A 20,958-nucleotide genomic window follows, 5' to 3' on the forward strand; every position below is an offset into this window, starting at 1 on the left:
AATCTAAAAGCAGTCACGTTTAGAGGAGGGCTGGTGAACCCCTGGCTTGGCAATGCCGATCGCGCAAAACCAGATCACCGACGCAGCGGCCGATCGGTTTCGGGCCGTCTCAGCGACTGCCACGCGGAGTGGGTGTGGCGGCGGAGAAGAACCATATCGACGGCTCCGATTCCGGACTCTGCTGATTGACCGTTCCCAACAGAGGGCAGGACCGTTCGCAAAAGAAGCCTACGAGCCGGGATCGTCGATCAGCGGCTTTGGCCGGGCAAACAGCTCCAACTTCTCCTTGCGGTCGATGACGATCTCTCGTCCGCGGATGCGAACCCCATGGCTCGTAAGTTGGGCAAGACTGCGTGACAGGTTTTCGCGCGTCGTGCCGATGTGGGAGGCCAGCGTACCGCGGTCGAATGGAATGACGATATTCGCGTGCGCCGGTTCGCGCTGGGCTTCGGCAAGGATCCAATTGGCGAGGCGCTCGATGCTCGACCGGGCCAGGGTGCCCTTCAGCTTCTTGACAGAAGCGCGATAGGCATACGCCAGCTCCTGAGCGACAATCCGTGCGAATGCGATGTCTTCGTCGAAGAGTGCCCTTACATCGCGGGCCGGGATCAGCAGCACGCGCGACTCGGTCAGCGTGCGGGCTGAATTGAGATACGCCTGATCGACCACGACCGCAGCCAGTATGAAGGTCGACACGGGACGAAGCAGCGAGATGCCCCACTCGGCCTCGTCCTGCTCGGTGTAGATTTCCACCAACCCGCCAATCAGCACATGCAGGAAGTCGGCCTGATCTCCCTCGCGAGCCAACCGCACTCCGGCCGGAAATTGCTGCAGCAGAGCCGCGCCAAGCAGCCGCTTCAGATTCTCGTCGCTGAGGTCCGCGAACAGCGGCAGCGTCTTCAACTGGGCGAGTTCGTCGGGGCGCAAGCGAAGCTCCAGCGGTCACTCACCTGCTATCGCCCTGAATTGTGACAAAAGTCAATTGCATACGTGCGGTCTGATAATCCGATCTGGAGCATTTGGCAGATTGTGGCAGACCGGGCCGTCCGGTTGATGCATCGCAAAACCTTCCCCGGGTGCCCCGAATAACTGCTGTGGCGTCGAATTCATTCGTCGAGGCCACCATGGACGCCGTAGATTCTAGCCCTGTGCACCGAACGCGAGCACTTTGGCTCTCAACAATCTCGTTCACGATCTGCTTTGCGGTGTGGACGATCTTCTCGATCATCGGCATCCGGATCAAGCAAGAGCTCGATCTGAACGAAACCGAGTTCGGCCTCCTGATCGGCACCCCGATCCTGAGCGGCTCGCTGATCCGGCTGATGCTCGGTATCTGGACCGATCAGTATGGCGGGCGCCGCGTCTATACCGTTGTGATGCTCGCTGCCGCGGTCGCGACCTATCTTCTGACCTGGGCGCATACCTATCCGCAATTTCTCGTCGCGGCGCTCTTCGTAGGAATCGCCGGTGGCTCGTTCGCGGTCGGCGTCGCCTATGTGTCGCGGTTCTATCCGACGGCCAAGCAGGGCACTGCGCTCGGAATCTTCGGCGCCGGCAACGTGGGCGCCGCCGTCACCAAGTTCGTGGCGCCGTTCGTGCTGGTCGCCTATGGCTGGCAGACCGTGGCCCAGGTCTGGGCGCTCGCGATCGGCGTCATGGGAATCGTCTTCTGGCTGTTCTCCGAGGAGGACCCGGTGGTCCGCTCGCGAAGACAGCGCAACCAGAAGGCCGGCAGCGCCTGGCTCGAGCTCGCGCCGCTCAAGAACATCCAGGTCTGGCGCTTCGCGCTGTACTACTTCTTCGTCTTCGGCGCCTTCGTCGCGTTGTCGCTGTGGCTGCCGCAATACCTGATCAAGGTCTACGGCGTCGGAATCCAGTCGGCCGGCATGATGGCCGCCATGTTCTCGTTTCCGGCCAGCGTGTTTCGCGCCTATGGCGGACACTTGTCCGATCGGTTCGGCGCCCGTCGCGTGATGTACTGGACATTTCTGGTCGCCGTCGTCGCGACCTTCCTGTTGTCCTACCCGCCGACGGACTACGTTGTGACGACCGTCAACGGAAAGGTCGGCTTCCATCTGGAGATGGGGCTCGTCCCGTTCGTCGTCATCGTCTTCGTGCTCGGCTTCTTCATGGCGCTCGGCAAGGCCGCCGTCTACAAGCACATCCCCGTCTACTATCCGAACAATGTCGGAGCCGTCGGCGGCCTGGTCGGCATGATCGGCGGGCTCGGGGGATTTGTGCTTCCGATTGCGTTCGGCGCGCTGGTGGATCTCACCGGTCTGCGAACCAGCTGCTTCATGCTGCTGTTCCTGCTGGTCGCGGTCGCGCTGGTCTGGATGCATCTCTCGATCCGGCAGATGGAGCGCGGCGTCGCCGGCGAAGCGCTGAAGAGGCTGCCGGAACTGCCGGAAATGGAGGAAATTCACCGGCCCGAGCACATCGGAGCCCTGTCCGGCGCGATCCTCACCGACTGGCGGCCCGAGGACGACACGTTCTGGAGAGAGAAGGGCCGAGCCATCGCGCGACGCAACCTCTGGATCTCCATTCCGGCGCTGCTGTTGTCCTTCGCGGTGTGGCAGGTTTGGTCTGTCGTGGTTGCGAAGCTGCCTTCGGTCGGCTTCAAGTTCACGACCGATGAACTGTTCTGGCTGGCGTCGCTGCCTGGGATCTCCGGTGCAGTTCTGCGCATCTTCTATTCCTTCATGGTGCCGATCTTCGGCGGCCGGCTGTGGACCACGCTGGCCACGTGGTCGCTGCTGATACCCGCGATCGGAATCGGCTATGCGGTGCAGAATCCGGCGACGCCCTATCCGGTGTTCCTGATACTGGCTCTGTTGTGCGGCTTCGGCGGCGGCAATTTCGCCTCGTCGATGGCCAACATCTCCTTCTTCTTTCCTCGCGCCGAGAAGGGCAACGCGCTCGCGCTCAATGCCGGCCTCGGCAATCTCGGCGTCAGCGTCGTCCAGTTCGTGGTGCCGATCGTGATCACGGTCGGAGTCTTCGGCTGGTTCGGCGGAGATCCGGCGATGACGAGTGGGTCGCAGCCGACGCCGATCTGGCTGCAGAATGCCGGCTTCGTCTGGGTACCGTTCATCGTCGCCAGCGCTTTCGCCGCCTGGTTCGGGATGAACGACATCGCCTCCGCGAAAGCGTCCTTCGCCGATCAGGCCGTCATCTTCCAGCGGCGGCACAACTGGATCATGTGCTGGCTCTACACCGGCACGTTCGGCTCGTTCATCGGCTATTCTGCGGGCTTCCCGCTGCTGGCAAAGACCCAGTTCCCGGCCGTCGACGCGTTGCAGTTCGCGTTCCTCGGGCCGCTGGTGGGTGCCTTGTCGCGGTCCGCGACGGGCTGGATGGCCGACAAATGGGGCGGCGGGCGGGTTACCGTCGGGGTGTTCCTGCTGATGATGGCCGGTGTGCTCGGGGTGCTCTACTTCCTCGGCATCAAGGATCAGCCCGGTGCATTCTGGGGCTTCTTCGCGATGTTCCTGCTGCTGTTCTTCGCGACCGGTGTCGGCAATGCATCGACCTTCCAGATGATCCCCAACATCATGCGCCAGGAAATGGCCCGGCTCATGCCGACCGCAGACGCGGAGACGCGGCTGCGCCAGGCCGAGAAGGAATCCGCCGCCATCACCGGCTTCACCTCCGCGATTGCCGCTTTCGGCGCATTCTTCATTCCCAAATCCTACGGCACCTCGATTGACCTCACTGGCGGCGTGCAGGCCGCCCTCTGGGGCTTCTTCGGCTTCTACGTCACCTGCGTGCTGATCACCTGGGCCGTCTACACCCGCAAGGGCGGCGTCCTGCACGACGTCGAAGGGCGCCGAGCGATCGCGACCGCTGCCCAACCCGCTGAATGAGGACGTAAACGATGAGCCATTTTCTCGATAGGCTGACCTTTTTCACCCGGGCCAAGGAGGAGTTCGCAGGCGGACACGGCGTGACGACGACCGAGGACCGTTCCTGGGAGGAGGGCTATCGCAAGCGCTGGCAGCACGACAAGATCGTGCGCTCGACGCATGGCGTGAACTGCACCGGCTCCTGCTCGTGGAAGGTCTACGTCAAGGGCGGCATCGTCACCTGGGAGACCCAGCAGACCGACTACCCCCGGACGCGCCCTGATCTTCCCAATCATGAGCCGCGCGGCTGCGCCCGCGGCGCGAGCTACAGCTGGTACCTCTATTCCGGAAACCGGGTGAAATATCCGCTGGTGCGCTCGCGGCTGCTCAGGCTGTGGCGCGAGGCGCGGGCGCGGATGACGCCGGTCGCGGCCTGGAAGTCGATCGTCGAGAATCCGGACAAGCGCTCGGACTACGTGCAGAAGCGCGGACTGGGCGGCTTCGTGCGGGCGAGCTGGGCCGAGGTCAACGAGCTGATCGCGGCGGCCAATGCCTATACGGTCAGGGCCTATGGTCCGGACCGGGTGTTCGGGTTTTCGCCGATCCCGGCGATGTCCATGGTGAGCTACGCGGCCGGCGCGCGCTATCTGTCGCTGCTCGGTGGCGTCTGCATGTCGTTCTACGATTGGTATTGCGACCTCCCGCCGGCCTCGCCGCAGACCTGGGGCGAGCAGACCGACGTGCCTGAAAGCGCGGACTGGTACAATTCGGGCTTCCTGATGCTCTGGGGCTCCAACGTGCCACAGACGCGTACGCCGGATGCGCATTTCTATACGGAGGTTCGCTACAAGGGGGCCAAGAGCGTCGTTGTCTGCCCGGACTATTCCGAGGCTGCGAAATTCGCCGATCTCTGGCTGTCGCCGAAGCAGGGCACCGACGCGGCGCTGGCGATGGCGATGGGTCACGTGATCCTCAAGGAGTTTCACATCGACCGGCAGACGCCATACTTCAACGACTATGCGCGCCAGTATACGGATATGCCATTTCTGGTGCGGCTGGTGAAATCCGAGGGACGGCTCGTTCCTGAGCGGTTCGTGCGCGCCTCGGATTTCGCCACATCTCTCGACGAGGCCAACAATCCCGAATGGAAGACCGTTGCCTATGATGAGATCAGCGGGGCCATTGTCGTGCCCAAGGGATCGGTCGGCTTCCGCTGGGGCGAAAAGGGCAAGTGGAGCCTGGAAGAGAAGAGCTCGGCGAACAACGATACCCGGCTGCGGCTGTCTCTGGCCGGCATCGAGGACGAGATCGCGCCGGTGGGATTCCCCTATTTCGGCAACCGTCAGCACGATCACTTCAGCGGCACCAATCATCCGGACGTGCTGACCCGCAACGTGCCGGTGAAGCGACTTCGTCTTGCCGATGGTGAGGCGGTCGTGGCCACGGTCTTTGACTTGTTCGCCGCCAATTATGGTGTCGATCGCGGCTTCGGCGGCGACCATCTCGGCAAGAGCTACGATGATCTGGAGCCGTACACCCCGGCATGGGCCGAGGCGATCTGCGGGGTGCCGCGCGGCCAGATCATCGCGGTGGCCCGCGAGTTTGCCTCGAATGCGTCGAAGACCCGGGGGCGTTCGATGGTCATCGTCGGCGCCGGTCTGAACCACTGGTACCACATGGACATGAACTATCGCGGCATCATCAACATGCTGGTGATGTGCGGCTGTGTCGGCCAGTCCGGCGGTGGCTGGTCGCATTATGTGGGCCAGGAAAAGCTGCGGCCGCAGTCGGGCTGGACGCCGCTCGCCTTTGCGCTCGATTGGGGGCGCCCGCCGCGGCAGATGAATTCGACTTCGGCGTTCTACGCCCACACCGACCAATGGCGCTACGAGACGGTCAATGTCAGCGAGATTCTCTCACCGACCGCACCGGCCGGCTCCTGGCACGGCGCGCTGATCGACTACAATGTCCGCGCCGAGCGCATGGGATGGCTGCCGTCGGCGCCGCAACTGCAGGCCAATCCGATCGAGGTATCCAAGCGCGCAGCCGCCGCCGGCCTGGAGCCGAAGGACTACGTCGCGAAGGCCTTGAAGTCGGGCGAGCTGAAGCTCTCCTGCGAGGATCCCGATCAACCGAAGAACTGGCCCCGCAACCTGTTCGTCTGGCGCTCGAACCTGCTCGGTGCCTCAGGCAAGGGCCACGAATACTTCCTCAAGCATCTGCTCGGCACCAAGCATGGCGTGCTCGGCAAGGACCTCGGCGATCAGGGCCACAATAGGCCGGTCGAGGTCACCTGGCATGAGGAGGCTCCGGAAGGAAAGCTCGATCTGCTGGTCACGCTCGACTTCCGGATGTCGACCACCTGCATGTATTCGGACGTCGTGCTGCCGACCGCCACGTGGTACGAGAAGAACGACCTCAATACGTCCGACATGCATCCCTTCATCCATCCGCTTTCGGCGGCGATCGATCCGGTGTGGGAATCGCGCAGCGATTGGGACATCTACAAGGGGATCGCCGAGGCGTTCTCCAGGGTCGCGCCCGAAGTGCTGGGACTCGAGAAGGACGTCGTGCTGACGCCGATCATGCACGACAGTCCGGGCGAAATCGCGCAGGCGTTCGACGTCAAGGACTGGAAGCAGGGCGAGATCGATCCGATCCCCGGCAAGACCATGCCGGCGGTGACGGTGGTCGAACGTGACTATCCGAATCTCTACAAGCGCTTCACCTCGCTTGGTCCGCTGATGAACAAGCTCGGCAATGGCGGCAAGGGGATGGCCTGGAACACCGACCATGAGGTCGAGCTCCTGAAGCGCCTCAACGGCGTCGTCGCTGAGGACGGGCCGACCCAGGGGCTGGCTCGCATCGACAGTGCGGTCGACGCCTGCGAGGTGATCCTCAGCCTGGCGCCGGAAACCAATGGCGAGGTCGCGGTCAAGGCGTGGTCGTCGCTGGAGCAATTCACCGGCCGCGACCATGCTCATCTCGCCATTCCCAAGGAGGATGAGAAGATCCGGTTCCGCGACGTCGTCGCGCAGCCGCGCAAGATCATCTCGTCGCCGATCTGGTCGGGGCTCGAGTCCGAGAAGGTCTGCTACAACGCCGGCTACACCAACGTCCACGAGCTGATCCCCTGGCGGACGCTGACCGGCAGGCAGCAGCTCTATCAGGATCACCTGTGGATGAGGGCTTTCGGCGAGGGCTTCTGCGTCTACCGGCCGCCGATCGATACCAAGACCGTCAAGCCGGTGATCGATCGCAAGCCGAACGGCAATGCGTCCGTCGTCCTGAACTTCATCACGCCGCATCAGAAGTGGGGCATCCACTCCACCTATACCGACAACCTCCTGATGCTGACCTTGTCGCGCGGCGGTCCCATCGTGTGGATCAGCGAGATCGACGCAAAGGCTGCCGGCATCGCCGACAATGACTGGATCGAAGCCTACAACACCAATGGTGCGCTGGTTGCGCGCGCAGTGGTCTCGCAGCGGGTCAAGCAGGGCATGTGCATGATGTATCATGCGCAGGAGAAGATCGTGAACGTGCCGGGCTCCGAGCAGACCGGGCAGCGCGGCGGCATCCACAATTCGGTCACGCGTGTCGTTCCGAAGCCGACGCACATGATCGGGGGCTACGCTCAGCAGGCCTATGGCTTCAACTACTACGGCACGGTCGGCGCCAACCGCGACGAGTTCGTCATCGTCCGGAAGATGTCGAAGATTGATTGGCTGGACCAGCCGACTGCTGACCGGTCGGCCACGACCCCCTCGGAGGCTGCAGAATGAAGATCCGTGCTCAAATCGCCATGGTGCTCAATCTCGACAAGTGCATCGGCTGCCACACCTGCAGCGTGACCTGCAAGAACGTCTGGACGAGCCGCGAGGGGATGGAATACGCGTGGTTCAACAACGTCGAGACCAAACCGGGCGTCGGCTATCCCAAGGATTGGGAGAACCAGTCTCGCTGGAAGGGCGGCTGGTCGCGCAATCGCGACGGGTCGATCCAGCCGCGGATCGGCGGCAAGTGGCGGGTTCTGGCGAACATCTTCGCCAACCCTGATCTTCCTGAGATCGATGACTACTACGAGCCGTTCACCTTCGACTATCAGCACCTGCAGAGTGCGCCCGAGGCATCGGCGATGCCGACCGCGCGGCCGCGCTCGCTGGTGTCCGGAGAGCGGATGGAAAAGATCGAGTGGGGGCCGAACTGGGAAGAGATCCTGGGCGGCGAATTCGCCAAGCGCTCTCGGGACATCAATTTCGACGGCGTGCAGAAGGAGATCTACGGCCAGTTCGAAAACACCTTCATGATGTATCTGCCGCGGCTGTGCGAGCACTGCCTCAATCCGGCCTGCGTCGCATCCTGCCCGTCCGGCGCGATCTACAAGCGCGAGGAGGATGGCATCGTCCTGATCGATCAGGACAAGTGCCGCGGCTGGAGAATGTGCGTCTCCGGCTGCCCCTACAAGAAGATCTATTATAACTGGTCCTCGGGGAAATCGGAGAAGTGCATCTTCTGCTATCCCCGGATCGAGGCGGGGCAGCCGACCGTGTGCTCCGAGACCTGTGTCGGGCGCATTCGCTATCTCGGTGTCGTGCTGTATGACGCGGACCGCATCGCCGAGGCCGCGTCCAAGCCCGACGAGGGCGATCTCTACCAGGCCCAGCTCGACGTCTTTCTCGATCCGAACGATCCCAACGTCCTTGCAGAGGCCGAGCGCCAGGGCATTCCGCATGCCTGGCTGGAGGCAGCGATCCGGTCGCCGATCTGGAAGATGGCGATGGAATGGAAGGTCGCCTTCCCCTTGCACCCGGAATACCGGACCTTGCCGATGGTCTGGTACGTGCCGCCGCTGTCGCCGATCACGTCGGCGGCTTCGTCCGGCAAGATCGGGCACGATGGCGAGATGCCCGACGTCAAGTCCTTGCGCATTCCCATGCGGTACCTCGCCAATCTGCTGACTGCGGGCGACGAGAAGCCGGTGACGCTGGCGCTCGAGCGAATGCTGGCCATGCGTGCCTATATGCGGGCCAAGACCATCGATGGCGTGGTCGACGAGGCGATCGCGAGGCGCGTCGGCCTGAGCGGCGCGCAGATCGACGACATGTACCACATCATGGCGATCGCCAACTACGAGGACCGCTTCGTGATCCCGACCGCGCACCGCGAGCTCGGTGGCGACGCGTTTGATATCCGCGGCTCCTGCGGCTTCTCGTTCGGCAACGGCTGCTCCGGGGGCGAGAGCGAAGTCAACCTGTTCGGGTCGCCGCGCAAGACCAAGAATCCGATGGAGGTCGCCTGATGAAGACGTTCAAGGTGCTGTCGGCGTTGCTGAACTATCCGAGCGGGGAATTGATCGCGGCCATCCCGGAGCTCGCGCGGGTGCTCGACCAGGAAGGCCTCGTCCAGCCTGGCATTCGCCGGGAGCTCGACGTGCTGCTGCAGGAGATCGCCACGAGCGACGTCTACGACCTGCAGGAGCGCTACGGCCTGCTGTTCGACCGCAGCAAGACCCTGGCGCTGCATCTGTTCGAGCATGTCCATGGCGAAGGCCGCGACCGCGGCCAGGCCATGGTCGACCTGCGCGCCATGTATGACAAAGCCGACCTCGTCATCGCCGGCAACGAGCTGCCTGATTATCTGCCGCTGTTCCTCGAATTCCTCGCCATCCGGGAGCTTGCGGATGCGCGCGAGTTGCTCGGCCAGACCAGCCACATCATCGCCGCGCTCGCGGAACGATTGGGGCGGCGGCAGTCGAGCTATCGGGCGGTGTTCGACGCGCTGCTCCAGATCGCCGCGGACCAGCCCCGCGCGGAGATCGTCGATGAGCTGCTGAAGGCGGCGGACGTGGATCCGATGGACCTGCACGCGCTCGACGCGGCCTGGGAGGACGAAGAGGTCAGGTTCGGCCCGGGAGGCGGCGACCAGGCAGCCTGTGGGCACGACAATCTGATCGCAAAACTGCGCCACGCCAAACGTGCGGTCAACGCGCCGCCGTCACAGTTGCAATGAGGGGATTGGCCATGCAAACGCTCAATGCCATCGTCTTCGGCTGGTATCCCTATCTCTGCCTGACCGTCTTTCTGATCGGCAGTCTGATTCGATTCGACCGCGAGCAGTACACGTGGCGCTCGGGCTCGAGTCAGCTGCTTCGGCGGCGCCAACTGATCTGGGGCTCGAACCTTTTCCATGTCGGGATCCTTTTCATTTTTGCGGGGCATTTCGTCGGGCTGCTGACGCCGATCTGGGTGTTTGACATGCTCGGCGTGTCGCACGGCTTCAAGCAGATGCTCGCGATCGTCGCCGGTGGCGGCGCCGGACTGATGTGCCTGGTCGGCATTTCGCTCCTCGCGCATCGCAGGCTCTTCGATCCCAGGATCCGCGCGACGTCGTCTTTTGCTGACACGGGTATCCTTCTGGTGCTGTTCGTCCAGCTGCTGCTTGGCTTGGCGACCATCCCCGTGTCGCTCGGTCATCTCGATGGTCACGAGATGGTCAAGTTCATGGCCTGGGCGCAGGGCATTCTCACGTTGCAGCCTGGAATCGCCGCCAACATTGTCGACGTCCATCCGATCTTCAAGGCGCATCTGGTCCTGGGAATGACCATCTTCCTGCTCTTCCCCTTCACCCGCCTGGTCCACATCTGGAGTGCGCCGGTGTGGTATCTCGGCCGCCGCGGCTATCAGGTGGTGCGCAGCCGCGACGGACGCCGTCATCTTGTGCAACCGATTCAGCCTGCGGAGTAACCGATGGACTGTTCATTGGGCGCGGCGCTTCCAAAGCCGAAGATGGTCAGTGTGAACGGGGTCGTGATCGAACGCGACGTCATTGCCCGGGAAGTTCAGAACCATCCGTCGGACAAGCCGATCCTCGCCTGGCAAGCGGCGGCGCGCGCGCTTGCGGTGCGCGAATTGCTGAGACAGGAGGTCAGGAGGCTCGGCGTAACGGCCTCCCCTCTGCGTGATGCCGAAGGTCGCAGCGAAACCGAGGAAGAAGCGGCGATGCGGGCGCTGATCGCGCGCGAGGTTCTGATACACGAGCCGGACGAATCGACGTGCCGTCGCTTCTACGATCAGAACAGGCAACGGTTCCTTGTCGGCGAGCTCTACGAAGCGTCGCACATCCTGCTGATCGCGCCGAGCAGCGATTCGCTGGCTCGATCGGCTGCGCGAGACGAGGGGCGGACGATCATGGAGGCCGTGCGGAGAAGCCCGGAGGTGTTCGAGACCATCGCGCGCGATCGCTCCGACTGCAGGGTCTCGGCGGAGAATGGTGGCAGGCTCGGGCAGCTGTCGCGTGGGCAGACGACCGCCGAGTTCGACGCCGCGCTGGCCCGGATGTCGGTTGGAGAGGTTGGTCTGATTGAGACACGCTTTGGTATCCATGTCGTGCGCCTTGACCGGCGGGCCCCCGGACAAGTCCTGCCGTTCGACATGGCGAGGGCGCGCATTTCGCAATATCTCACCGAGCGTGTCCGGCACCAGGCGCTCGCGAAATATGTCGCCGATCTGGCAGGCCGCGCGGCGATCGTTGGCGTGACTTTGCCGGCGCCGCAATCGGCGCTGCCGCAGTAGAGGGGGCGATCATGCTGCTCGGGGATCTCATTCACGATCTCAGCGACGACGCGAAGTCGAGTGCGGTGTTGCAGGGGTGTGGCGACCTTACGCTCCTGGTGCGCGTCAGCTCTGTCGCGGATCGCCTCGGCGAGGATGTCGGTGAGTATGCGTCGGCTGCTGTCCGGCGCTTTGCAAATCTCGCCAAGAACGAGGATTGGCTCGGGTTGATGAGCGCCATCGACAGAGCCGCCGATCCCGCGATCGTCTGTCTGACGTCCATGATCAAATGGTCGCTGCAGAGGGATGAAATCGATCACTCCTAGGCCGGGTCCGCCACAGGCTATCTGTGCTGGAGGAGTGGGTTGGACATGTCGAAGCATCAAGCTGATGTTGGGATTCGCATGCACGATGAGATGGTAGAGAAGGTCGGTGTTGAGGCCGCGCCGCTCGTGGCGCTCGTCTACGACGACGGGAAATATCCCTACGAGACGTTCGATCACCTCGTGGATCACTCGCGTCGAGTGCGATTGAAGGTCGCCGGCGCACTGCAGCGAAGGCTGTTCCTCGACGAAAATCGCCGGTGCGACGTCCTGCTCGAGGAGATCGACACGGCCAATCAAACCCCGATCTTCGAGGATCGTGGATCGGGAGCGAGAGGTTGCCGGCTGGATGAATCGGCGCTGGCAGAGGTGACGGTTCGAGTCCTCGCCAGCCTGGATGCGCGTCCAAACATCCTGGTGTTGAACAAGTTTGGAAAGGCAGAGTGCGAGGGACGCGGAACGCTTGATCTGATTGCCCGCGCGCTGGACCTCGCGATACCGACGATTGTCGGCGTGCCGCGCAGCAATATCGATGCCTGGAGAGATTTCTCCGGAGATATGGGGATTGAGCTCGAAGCCCGCGGAGACGTGGAGCGGTGGCTGGAAAGTGTTCGGCAGGATCGAACTATAAACTCAGCCAGCCAGCTGCGCTGATCGCGATTGCGAGCAATCGACGGGTCGGGGGACACAGAACTGCCGAGCCGGGCCGCCGAAGATATCTGCCGGCTGACATGGATGTTCCTCGACGCGACAGGGAGTCCGCCGGTCGTGCTGGAGTCGTCATCACGACGCTGATGACGCGAAATGTTGCGCTCCGACAAAGAATGGCCGGTCGGGCCTGACTAGCATCTTTCCGATGGTCGGGAGATTGTATGGCGCAAGCTCATCGTTCGCGCTTCCTTCGGGCGTGAGGGGACTGTGTTCCTCCGGGCGCCACGGCAATTGCCGAATGGCGCAGCGTCGTCGCGAGTGCTGCGTCCGCGATCAAGAACTGGAGCCGCTCATGATTGGAGCGAAAATCTCGCGCTGGACGATGAGCTATTTCGCGGCAGCGCTGGGGTGGCTGCTCGTTGCCTTGGCAATGCTGGTCGGCGGACTCGGTTACCCCGCTGCAGACCTCGGCGCTCCCGATACGCTTGTCGTTGTGCATGCGGTCTGCATCGGTTGGCTCAGTCTCTCGGTATGCGGCGCCTTGTTCCAGTTCGTTCCCGTTCTCGTCGCAAGGCCGCTCCCCTTCGACAAATGGGCCTTGCCGGCCTTGTTCCTCATCAACGTCGGTCTGGTCTGCCTGATATCGGGTTTCCTCTCACTGGCCGGACGAATTGCTCCAGCCGCTTGGCTTCTGCCGGCCGGCAGCGTGGTGCTCGGCGCCGGTCTGGCGATGGTCGCGCTCGATCTGGGCCTGACGCTCTTCAGCCAGCCGAAGGGGTCTGCTCTATTTGTCATCGCCGGACTTGGCTCGTTATGCGCGACTGTCGCGCTCGGCGCCGCGTTCTCGTTTGCTCTCGCCGGATCGGCGGGCACCTTCGGCGCCGCGCTCCTGGCCGCGGCGATTCCGATCCATGCGATTGCCGGGCTGGGAGGCTGGCTGACCCTGACCGCCATGGGGGTGAGCTATCGCCTGCTGGCCATGTTCATGCTCTCGGCGGACCTCGGCGATCGACAGAGCACATCCGCGCTGAAATTTGGTGCGCTCGCGCTATCGGTGGCAGTCGTGGGCGGATTGTTCGCAATCGGCCTCGCAGCCGAGCTCGGAGCCGTGCTCATCCTCGCTGCTGGTCTTGGGGTGATCTCGCTTGCGCTGTATGGACGGGACATCGCGACGATCTATCGCTCCCGCAAACGGCGCCAGCTCGAGCTGAACATGCGGATGGCAACCGTGTCTTTCGCCAATCTGGCGGCGACGGTGGCGCTCGGCACCGTCATCATCGTCACCGGAAAGGTCGGCGTTCATGTCGGCGCGTTCGCGTTCTTGGCCGTGTTCGGCTGGCTGTCTGGTCTCATATTCGCGAAGCTCTACAAGATTGTCGCCTTTCTGACCTGGCTCGAAACCTACGGTCCCGTGATGGGGCGCGGCCCGACGCCACGGGTTCAGGACCTGGCGGTGGAACGCCGGTCCGAGAAGTGGTTCATCATCTATTTTCTAGGCGTCTGGGCGGCGACCATCATGTTGATGATGGGCGAGGACCAGGCGTTTCGCGGCGCCGCGGCGGTCATGGCCGTGGGCAGTATTGGAATCATACACGAGCTTGTGCGAGTCCGACGTCTTTCCGATGTTGCGGGCTCCCGGAGGCTTCCGGCCGGAGCCATCGCGCCAAGCCTGTTGTTCGCCAGAAACTAGGAGGGAAGCCATGATCGCGTACATTGACGTCGACGTCCGACCGATTCTCAGGGCCGGAGGCGAGCCGTTCTCCGTCATCATGGACGCGGTTGGCCGGCTGGCGCCAGGCCAGGGCGTGCGGCTGATCGCGAGCTTCAGGCCGATTCCGCTGCTCTCCGTCATGGCAAAAAAGGGCTTCGCCCACACCGATCGACCGCTCGACGATGGCGACTGGGAAGTGCTGTTTTCGCCGCTGGCTGCCGAGGACGCCGGTCAGGAAGACGCAGGTGCCAGCCTCGCATTCGAGCGATGGCCAGATCCCGTGGTCACGCTCGACAACCGGGAGCTCGACCCACCCGAGCCGATGGTGCGCATCCTTGCGGCCGCGGAGGAGTTGGCCCCTGGAGAGACCTTGTCGGCACTTCTGGGCCGCGAGCCGGTGTTCCTGTTCCCTGAACTTGAGAAACGTGGCTTTCGCTGGCTCGGCGGGTTTACGCCGGATGGATCGACCTACGAACTGTCGGTGAGGGCTCCGCTATGAGCCGCGATGTCATCGACCGCATCCGCGACGCCATGCGCGTGGTCATCGATCCGGAGCTGGGAGAAAACGTGGTCGATCTCGGCTTCATCTACGACATCACGGCGACGGATGGCGTTGTGCATGTCACGATGACGGCCACGACGCCCGGGTGCCCCGCAACAGGTTTTCTCAAGGAAGGGGTCGCATGCAGCATTGCGGAGATTGCGGGCGTCGAAGCCGTGGACGTGACGATGACATTCGATCCGCCTTGGACCCCATCCAGAATTGATCCGGCCGTTCGTGCTGCGCTGGGTTTCGACAACGTCAATTGACCGAACGAAAGCGAAAAGCTGGTGGCTGCTCGGCCGGGAACAGTCCAGGTTCGCGCGGCAGCACGGAGAGGCGGCGTCTGTACTCCCGCTCGTCGAAGAACACGTCAACCGTCGCAGACGCCTTCGGCTCATCGCCCGAGTGCGTCTGTCGTGTTCTGTCTTCAAGTCCTATCGTCTGTCTTGCTTCGCTACCTCAGCAAGATTGCTTGCTTCGGTCGTCCGGTCCGGAAGCCACTCCCGCGCGTTGGCGCGGAGCCCGGGGACGTCGAGCAGGTTGATCGCGCGGCAGGCGATCTGCTCGATGACGTCATCGAGCGACTGGGGCTTCAGGTAAAACGCCGGCACTGGCGGCGCGATGATCGCGCCGATCTCGGTGGCCTGCGTCATCGCTCGGAGATGACCGAGATGCAGCGGGCTCTCCCGCACCAAGAGGATCAGCCGGCGGCGCTCCTTGAGTTGAACGTCGGCGGCGCGGACCAGGAGGTTGTCGAGCTGGCCCCAGGCGATCGCCGAGAGGGTGCGGATCGAGCAGGGCGCCACGATCATGCCGGCTGCAGAAAACGAGCCGCTGGCGATGCTCGCGCCGATGTCGGCGACATCATGAGCATGCGCCGCCAGATCACGCAGCCGCGCCAGGCTGCCCTGGCCGACCTCCTCGTGCAAGGTGCGCACGGCGGCGTCAGATACCACGAGATGGACCGTGCATTGCGGTTGCTCCGCGAGCCGTTCGACGATGCGCACACCGATCGCGGCGCCCGAGGCGCCGCTGATGCCGACGATGACGTGGTGCCGTCCGCTCATGCCGAGGCCACCCGACCGGCCCCGCCCTCGCCGAGGCCGAGGCTCGGCCACATCGCGTCGATGCGTGCCGCTACGGCGGGGTCCATCGCCAGCACCTCGCCCCAGGCGCGCTCGGTCTCGGCGCCGAGCTTGGTTGTGGCGTCGATGCCGAGCTTGCCGCCGAGGCCGGATTTTGGCGAGGCGAAGTCGAGATAGTCGATCGGCGTGTTGGCAAGCGGCACGAGATCGCGCGAGGAGTCGCTGCGCGTCGCGACGGCCCACATCACCGCGCGCCAGTCGCGGACGTCGATGTCCTGGTCGACCACGATGAGGAGCTTGGTGTAGCTGAACTGCGGCAGCATCGACCACAGGCCGAGCATGATGCGGCGGGCTTGGCCCGGATAGCGCTTCTTGATCGCTACGACGGCGATTCTGTAGGAGCAGGCCTCTGGCGGCAGATGGCAGTCGACCACCTCCGGGAATTGCTGCCGGATCAAAGGGACGAACAGCGTATTCAGCGCCTCGCCAATTCGAGACGGCTCGTCCGGCGCGCGTCCCGTGAACGTCGACAGATAGAGCGGGCTGCGACGCGTGGTGATCGCGGTGACCTGCAGCACCGGAAAGTTCTCGACGGCGTTGTAGTAGCCGGTGTGATCGCCATAGGGCCCCTCCGGCGCGGTTTCGGTGGCCGACACGACGCCCTCGATCACGATCTCGGCGGCCGCCGGCACCGTCAGGGGCACGGTGAGGCATTCGACCAGCTCGGGGCGGTCGCCGCGCAGGATGCCGGCGAAGCGCAGCTCGGAGATGGTCTCGGGCAATGGCAGCACGGCGCTGAGGATGGTGGCGGGATCGGCGCCGATCACGATCGCGATCGGCATGTCGCGCCCCAGCGCCTGCCACTGCTGGTGGTGGCGGGCGCCGCCGCGATGAGCGAGCCAGCGCATGATGGCACGATCGCGGCCGAGCACCTGCATGCGGTAGACGCCGACATTTTCCTGCTCGCCGGTGGATGCGTCCGGCGGGACGGTGATGACGAGCGGCCACGTCAACAGCGGCGCCGGCTCGCCCGGCCAGCAGATCTGGGCCGGCAAGGTGGTCAGGTCGATGTCATCGCCCATGGTGACACATTCATGCACCGGCGCGGCTGATCGCAGCCTCGGCCGGGTCGACAGCGCCGCGCGCGCCAGCGGCAGCTTCTGCAGCGCTTCCCTGATGTCGCGCGGCGGTTGCGGGGCGCGCAGCTCCGCCATCATCTTGCCGAGCTCCGCCAATCGTTCGGGCTGCACGCCCATGCCCCAGGCCACCCGCTCCACGGTGCCGAACAGATTGGTGACGAGCGGCATTGCCGAGAGTGAGCCGCACGCCTTGATCGGCCGTTCGAACAGCAGCGCGGGCCCTTCGGCGGAGATGACGCGGCGATGGATCTCGGTGATTTCGTGGACGACCGAGACGCTGTCGCGAATGCGTCGCAGCTGTCCCCGCTCGTCGAGAAAGCGCAGGAAATCCGACAGCTCGCGGAAGCGAGGGACATCACGTCGCAACGATAGGCTCCGTTCAAAAAACGCCTCGTAGCTGGAACAATCAGTATGATCTTTGTTCCGGGTCAAATACTTCCCCCGCCGATCCGGCCAGAGCTTGTGCCATGAGTTCTCTTCAGGACGCGTCTTCGACCTCACTGCCACTGTTGCCGCCGCTGCTCAGGCAGGCGCTGCGTCCGTTGCCGTTGCTGCCGCTGCAGATTGCGCTCGGCGCTTTCCTGCGCGGGCTTCTGCGCCGACATCCGCATCTGCTCGACCGGCTCGGGTCGCATCGCGGAAAGCGCTTTGGCATCAAGCCGACCGATCTGCCGTTCGCATTCGTGATTCAGGCGGGCCCGCAGCAGCCGCAACTCGTGGCGGTGCGCGAGCTGCCCACCGGCCTCGATGCCTCCATCTCCGCATCGATCGTGAGCCTGCTGGCGCTGGTCGAGGGCCGGCTCGACGGCGATGCGCTGATGTTTTCGCGTCAGCTGGTCATCGAAGGCGATATCGAGGCGGTGCTGGCGCTCCGCAATGCGATCGACGATGCCGGTCTGGATCTGGTCGCTGAGATCGCGACGCTTTCGGGGCCGTTCGGCGTGCCCGCGCAACGCCTGCTCGCGGCCGCGCGCGACTCGCTGCTGAGATTGACGACGAACGAAAGCGGGATGCGACGATGGAGCTGATCTGTCCGGCAGGGACGCCGGCGGCGCTGAAGAGCGCGGTCGAAGCCGGTGCCGATGCCGTCTATTGCGGCTTCGCCGACGAGACCAACGCCCGCAACTTTCCCGGGCTGAATTTCAGCCGCGCGCAGATGCGCGAAGGGATCACGTTCGCGCATCGGCGCGGCGCCAAGGTGCTGGTCGCGATCAACACCTTCCCGCGCGCCGGCGCCGTCGAGCTGTGGCGTCGCGCGGTCGATGATGCCGTCGAGGCCGGGGCTGACGCGCTGATCCTTGCCGATGTCGGGCTGATGGACCATGCCGCGCGGCGCCATCCCGAACAGCGACTGCATGTCTCGGTGCAGGCGGCGGCGGCGAATGTCGACGCGATCGCGTTCTACGTCGAGAATTTCGGCGCCCGCCGCGTGGTGCTGCCGCGCGTGCTGAGCGTGCCCGAGATCGCCGAGATCACCCGTGAGACGGCCTGCGAGACCGAGGTGTTCGTGTTCGGCGGACTTTGTGTGATGGCCGAGGGCCGCTGCTCGCTGTCCTCCTACGCCACCGGCAAGTCACCGAACATGCAGGGCGTGTGCTCGCCGCCCAGTCACGTCGCCTATCAGGAGACGCCACAGGGAACGACCTCGCGGCTCGGCGGCTTCACCATCAACCGCTTCGGCCGCGACGAGCCGGCCGGCTATCCGACGCTGTGCAAGGGCCGCTTCTCGACCACGCAAGGCGCCGGCTACATCTTCGAGGATCCGGTCAGTCTCGATGCCACGACCCTGCTCGAGGGTCTGCGCGAAGCCGGCGTCACCGCGCTCAAGATCGAGGGCCGCCAGCGCGGCCGCGCCTATGTCGACAGCGTGGTGCGGCATTTTCGCAGCGTGCTGGCAGCGCTCGATGCCGGCAGGTCCACCGAGGCGGCCGACCTCACGGCGTTCACCGAAGGGCAGGCCACCACGCAGGGCGCCTACCGCAAGACCTGGCGTTAGACGACATGACAATGGCGGATCAAGGCGTAGAGCGAATGCAACTCACTCTGGGGCCCGTGCTCTACAATTGGCAGCCGGAGCGCTGGCGTGATTTTTACTTTCGCATCGCCGACGAGGCCCCGCTCGACCGGGTCGTGGTCGGCGAGGTCGTCTGCTCGAAGCGCGCGCCGTTCTTCGAACCCCATTTGCCTGAAGTCATCGAGCGGCTTATGGCTGCCGGCAAGCAGGTGCTGCTGGGGTCGCTGGTCCTGGTGTCGTTGCGGCGCGAGCGCCGGCAGACGGCAAGCCTCGCCGAGTTCGGCCACGGTCTGGTGGAGGTCAACGACCTCACCTGCCTCAAATCGATCGCCGGCCGGCCGCATGCCATCGGGCCATTCGTCAACATCTACAACGAGGCCAGCGCCGCGTTTCATGCCGCCCAAGGCGCCACCCGGATCTGCCTGCCGCCGGAGCTGCCGCTGTCCTCGGTTGCCGCCATCGCCGGCGCCGTGCCGGAGGTGGCGATCGAAGTATTCGCCTTCGGCCGTGTGCCGCTCGCGATCTCCGCGCGCTGCTATCACGCCCGCCTGCACAAGCTCGCCAAGGACAATTGCCGCTTCGTGTGCGAGCAGGACCCCGACGGCCTCGTCGTAACGACGCTGGACAACCAGGCGTTCCTCACCATGAACGGCGTGCAGACGCTGTCGCATGGGTGCTCAAACCTGCTCGGCGATCTCGATCGTCTGAAGCAGAGCGGCGTGACATCGCTGCGGCTATCACCTCAGGCCTGCGACATGGTCGCGGTGTCCGAGCATTTCCAGGCGGTCCTGGCGGGGCGCGTGGAAGCCGAAGCCGCAACGGGCCGCCTGCGCGAGATCTATCCGGACGTTCCATTCGCCAACGGCTTCCTGCACGGCGCCCCCGGGGCGTCCTACGTCTCGGGATAGGTACTGCCGCGTCCTTTCGAGGTGAACTCAGATGTGCTCAGTCTGCATGTTGACTGACCACGGATGGACGACGTTGCGAGACGACGCGCAGCCCGTTCTTGCCGGCATGCTGCAGATTGCTGACCGCGCCAAGGCGGAAGCCCAGGAAGCCGGGGAAATCGTGGTCTGTCCCCGATTTCCCCTCCCAAGCCGGCTGACGTCCTACACGCCGACCGCAGAGCCCAGCTGACGGCCGGCGCCTCATCCCGACTTGTCGCTGAACGTGGCGGGAAGCGTCGCGAGGAACGCCATGACGCGCTGCGTGCGCAGGGGCGGCCGGCGGTTGGAGGTGCGCAGCATCCATAGGGGCTCCGCCGGCGCCCGCCAGGGCATAAGCACTTCGACCAGCTGGCCGGTGCGCAGGTCGTCATGGAAGAGCCACGCCGGCCCCCAGCCGATGCCGAACCCATTCGCGATCAAAGCGACCGACGCGTGCGCGTCGTCGCAAATGTGCTTGGGCTTGGGCGCGACGCGAACGAGCTTTTTGCTGCGCGGATCGGTGAAACGCCAGGTCAGGATCTGCCCGCTCGCGGGATTGCGGAAGCCGACGTGGTCATGTTCGGAAAGCTCGTATGGAGTCGCCGGCGCGCCGCGCGCGTTCAGATACGCGGGCGAGGCGCAAGCGATCCAGGAGAACGTGCAAAGCCGCCGCGCCAGATGACCGGGCGCGCGATCGAGGGGGCCTGAGCGGATGGCGATGTCGACGCCTTCCGCCGCGAGATCAAGAATCTCGTTGCGGAACTTGATCTCGATCTCGATTTCCGGCCGCTCCCGCAGGAACGCGGGAAGTCTCGGCAGGATGCAGGCACGCGCGAACGAGGCGGGGGCGGTCACTCGCACCCGTCCGCCATCGTTACGCGTGGCTTCGCCGAGCGCGGATTGGACGCGATCGAGACTTTCGGCCAGCGCGCGTCCCGCCGCCATCAGCCGCTCGCCCTCTTCGGTCAGCGCCAGCGAGTGGGTGGTGCGATGCAAAAGCCGTATCCCGCGAGCCTGTTCGAGGCGGGCGACCGCCTTGGACATCGCGGAAGTGGTGGTCCCCGCGCGCCGCGCGGCTTCGGCGAAGGAGCCCGCCTCGACGACGCGGACGAAGGCGAGGAGACGCGAGAGGTCGGGAGGCAAGGCCGTTGTGGACATCCTGTCCAC

Annotated in this window: 18 protein-coding genes; 14 read left to right on the plus strand and 4 right to left on the minus strand. The window is 64.4% G+C overall.

The genetic code is table 11. From position 1 onward, the window contains the following. Nucleotides 1–228 precede the first annotated feature (228 nt). Nucleotides 229–927, minus strand: coding sequence for a helix-turn-helix domain-containing protein (locus tag ACQR1D_RS24855; RefSeq protein WP_434840053.1), 699 nt, complete (start codon nt 925–927; stop codon nt 229–231). 197 nt (nt 928–1,124) lie between these two features. Between ACQR1D_RS24855 and ACQR1D_RS24860 the strand changes: the two genes are divergently transcribed. The 11 genes from ACQR1D_RS24860 (at nt 1,125) to ACQR1D_RS24910 (ending at nt 14,893) form a co-directional block, all read left to right on the plus strand. Beyond that, nucleotides 1,125–3,866: a nitrate/nitrite transporter gene (locus ACQR1D_RS24860; protein ID WP_434840054.1), complete on the plus strand. Its 2,742-nt coding sequence runs from the start codon at nt 1,125–1,127 to the stop codon at nt 3,864–3,866. Between the two features lie 11 nt (nt 3,867–3,877). Further along, nucleotides 3,878–7,630 (plus strand): nitrate reductase subunit alpha, encoded by a 3,753-nt coding sequence (locus ACQR1D_RS24865; protein ID WP_434840055.1) that lies wholly within the window; start codon nt 3,878–3,880, stop codon nt 7,628–7,630. Beyond that, nucleotides 7,627–9,147 (plus strand): nitrate reductase subunit beta, encoded by a 1,521-nt coding sequence (gene narH / locus ACQR1D_RS24870; RefSeq protein ID WP_316237557.1) that lies wholly within the window; start codon nt 7,627–7,629, stop codon nt 9,145–9,147. Before ACQR1D_RS24865 ends, narH begins: the two co-directional genes overlap by 4 nt. After that, the gene (gene narJ / locus ACQR1D_RS24875; RefSeq protein ID WP_316182414.1) at nt 9,147–9,857 is read left to right on the plus strand and encodes a nitrate reductase molybdenum cofactor assembly chaperone; all 711 of its coding nucleotides are present in this window, start codon (nt 9,147–9,149) and stop codon (nt 9,855–9,857) included. The genes narH and narJ overlap by 1 nt, the downstream gene beginning before the upstream one ends. A gap of 11 nt (nt 9,858–9,868) precedes the next feature. Further along, a complete protein-coding gene (gene narI / locus ACQR1D_RS24880) occupies nt 9,869–10,591 on the plus strand; it encodes a respiratory nitrate reductase subunit gamma (protein WP_316217448.1) in 723 nt (240 codons plus the stop codon). A gap of 63 nt (nt 10,592–10,654) precedes the next feature. Next, the gene (locus ACQR1D_RS24885; RefSeq protein WP_316237556.1) at nt 10,655–11,419 is read left to right on the plus strand and encodes a peptidylprolyl isomerase; all 765 of its coding nucleotides are present in this window, start codon (nt 10,655–10,657) and stop codon (nt 11,417–11,419) included. 11 nt (nt 11,420–11,430) lie between these two features. Next, the gene (locus tag ACQR1D_RS24890; protein ID WP_316237555.1) at nt 11,431–11,724 is read left to right on the plus strand and encodes a hypothetical protein; all 294 of its coding nucleotides are present in this window, start codon (nt 11,431–11,433) and stop codon (nt 11,722–11,724) included. A 45-nt stretch (nt 11,725–11,769) separates the two neighbouring features. Further along, entirely contained in the window at nt 11,770–12,375 is a 606-nt protein-coding gene (locus tag ACQR1D_RS24895; RefSeq protein WP_316217446.1) for a DUF2478 domain-containing protein, read from the plus strand. A gap of 295 nt (nt 12,376–12,670) precedes the next feature. Further along, on the plus strand, nt 12,671–14,062 hold the full coding sequence (locus ACQR1D_RS24900) for a hypothetical protein (protein WP_434894107.1): 1,392 nt from the start codon (nt 12,671–12,673) through the stop codon (nt 14,060–14,062). 10 nt (nt 14,063–14,072) lie between these two features. Further along, complete coding sequence (locus ACQR1D_RS24905; protein ID WP_316182423.1) at nt 14,073–14,582, plus strand: DUF2249 domain-containing protein; 510 nt, start codon at nt 14,073–14,075, stop codon at nt 14,580–14,582. Continuing rightward, the gene (locus ACQR1D_RS24910; RefSeq protein WP_316182424.1) at nt 14,579–14,893 is read left to right on the plus strand and encodes a metal-sulfur cluster assembly factor; all 315 of its coding nucleotides are present in this window, start codon (nt 14,579–14,581) and stop codon (nt 14,891–14,893) included. The genes ACQR1D_RS24905 and ACQR1D_RS24910 overlap by 4 nt, the downstream gene beginning before the upstream one ends. A gap of 168 nt (nt 14,894–15,061) precedes the next feature. Here ACQR1D_RS24910 and ACQR1D_RS24915 read toward each other — a convergent pair whose 3' ends face one another. Together ACQR1D_RS24915 and ACQR1D_RS24920 are read right to left on the minus strand one after the other, a co-directional pair. Continuing rightward, nucleotides 15,062–15,694 carry a UbiX family flavin prenyltransferase gene (locus tag ACQR1D_RS24915; RefSeq protein WP_316182426.1) on the minus strand — a complete coding sequence of 211 codons (633 nt, stop codon included), beginning with the start codon at nt 15,692–15,694 and terminating at the stop codon, nt 15,062–15,064. Beyond that, nucleotides 15,691–17,217, minus strand: coding sequence for a UbiD family decarboxylase (locus ACQR1D_RS24920; protein WP_315803389.1), 1,527 nt, complete (start codon nt 17,215–17,217; stop codon nt 15,691–15,693). Before ACQR1D_RS24920 ends, ACQR1D_RS24915 begins: the two co-directional genes overlap by 4 nt. A gap of 143 nt (nt 17,218–17,360) precedes the next feature. Here ACQR1D_RS24920 and ubiT point away from each other — a divergent pair, with 143 nt between their 5' ends. From ubiT to ubiV, 3 genes are read left to right on the plus strand one after another with little or no spacing between them, the layout of a single operon-like run. After that, a complete protein-coding gene (ubiT, locus tag ACQR1D_RS24925) occupies nt 17,361–17,879 on the plus strand; it encodes a ubiquinone anaerobic biosynthesis accessory factor UbiT (RefSeq protein WP_316217443.1) in 519 nt (172 codons plus the stop codon). Beyond that, the gene (gene ubiU / locus ACQR1D_RS24930; RefSeq protein WP_316237553.1) at nt 17,870–18,847 is read left to right on the plus strand and encodes a ubiquinone anaerobic biosynthesis protein UbiU; all 978 of its coding nucleotides are present in this window, start codon (nt 17,870–17,872) and stop codon (nt 18,845–18,847) included. The genes ubiT and ubiU overlap by 10 nt, the downstream gene beginning before the upstream one ends. Before the next feature lie 35 nt (nt 18,848–18,882). Beyond that, the gene (ubiV, locus tag ACQR1D_RS24935; RefSeq protein ID WP_316237552.1) at nt 18,883–19,773 is read left to right on the plus strand and encodes a ubiquinone anaerobic biosynthesis protein UbiV; all 891 of its coding nucleotides are present in this window, start codon (nt 18,883–18,885) and stop codon (nt 19,771–19,773) included. Between the two features lie 240 nt (nt 19,774–20,013). On the opposite strand, the gene ACQR1D_RS24940 is transcribed toward ubiV, so the two are convergent. Further along, the gene (locus ACQR1D_RS24940) at nt 20,014–20,949 is read right to left on the minus strand and encodes a LysR family transcriptional regulator (protein WP_316237551.1); all 936 of its coding nucleotides are present in this window, start codon (nt 20,947–20,949) and stop codon (nt 20,014–20,016) included. Between the last annotated feature and the right edge of the window lie 9 nt (nt 20,950–20,958).

The sequence above is a fragment of the Bradyrhizobium sp. HKCCYLRH2047 genome (assembly GCF_051168175.1).
GTDB lineage: Bacteria > Pseudomonadota > Alphaproteobacteria > Rhizobiales > Xanthobacteraceae > Bradyrhizobium.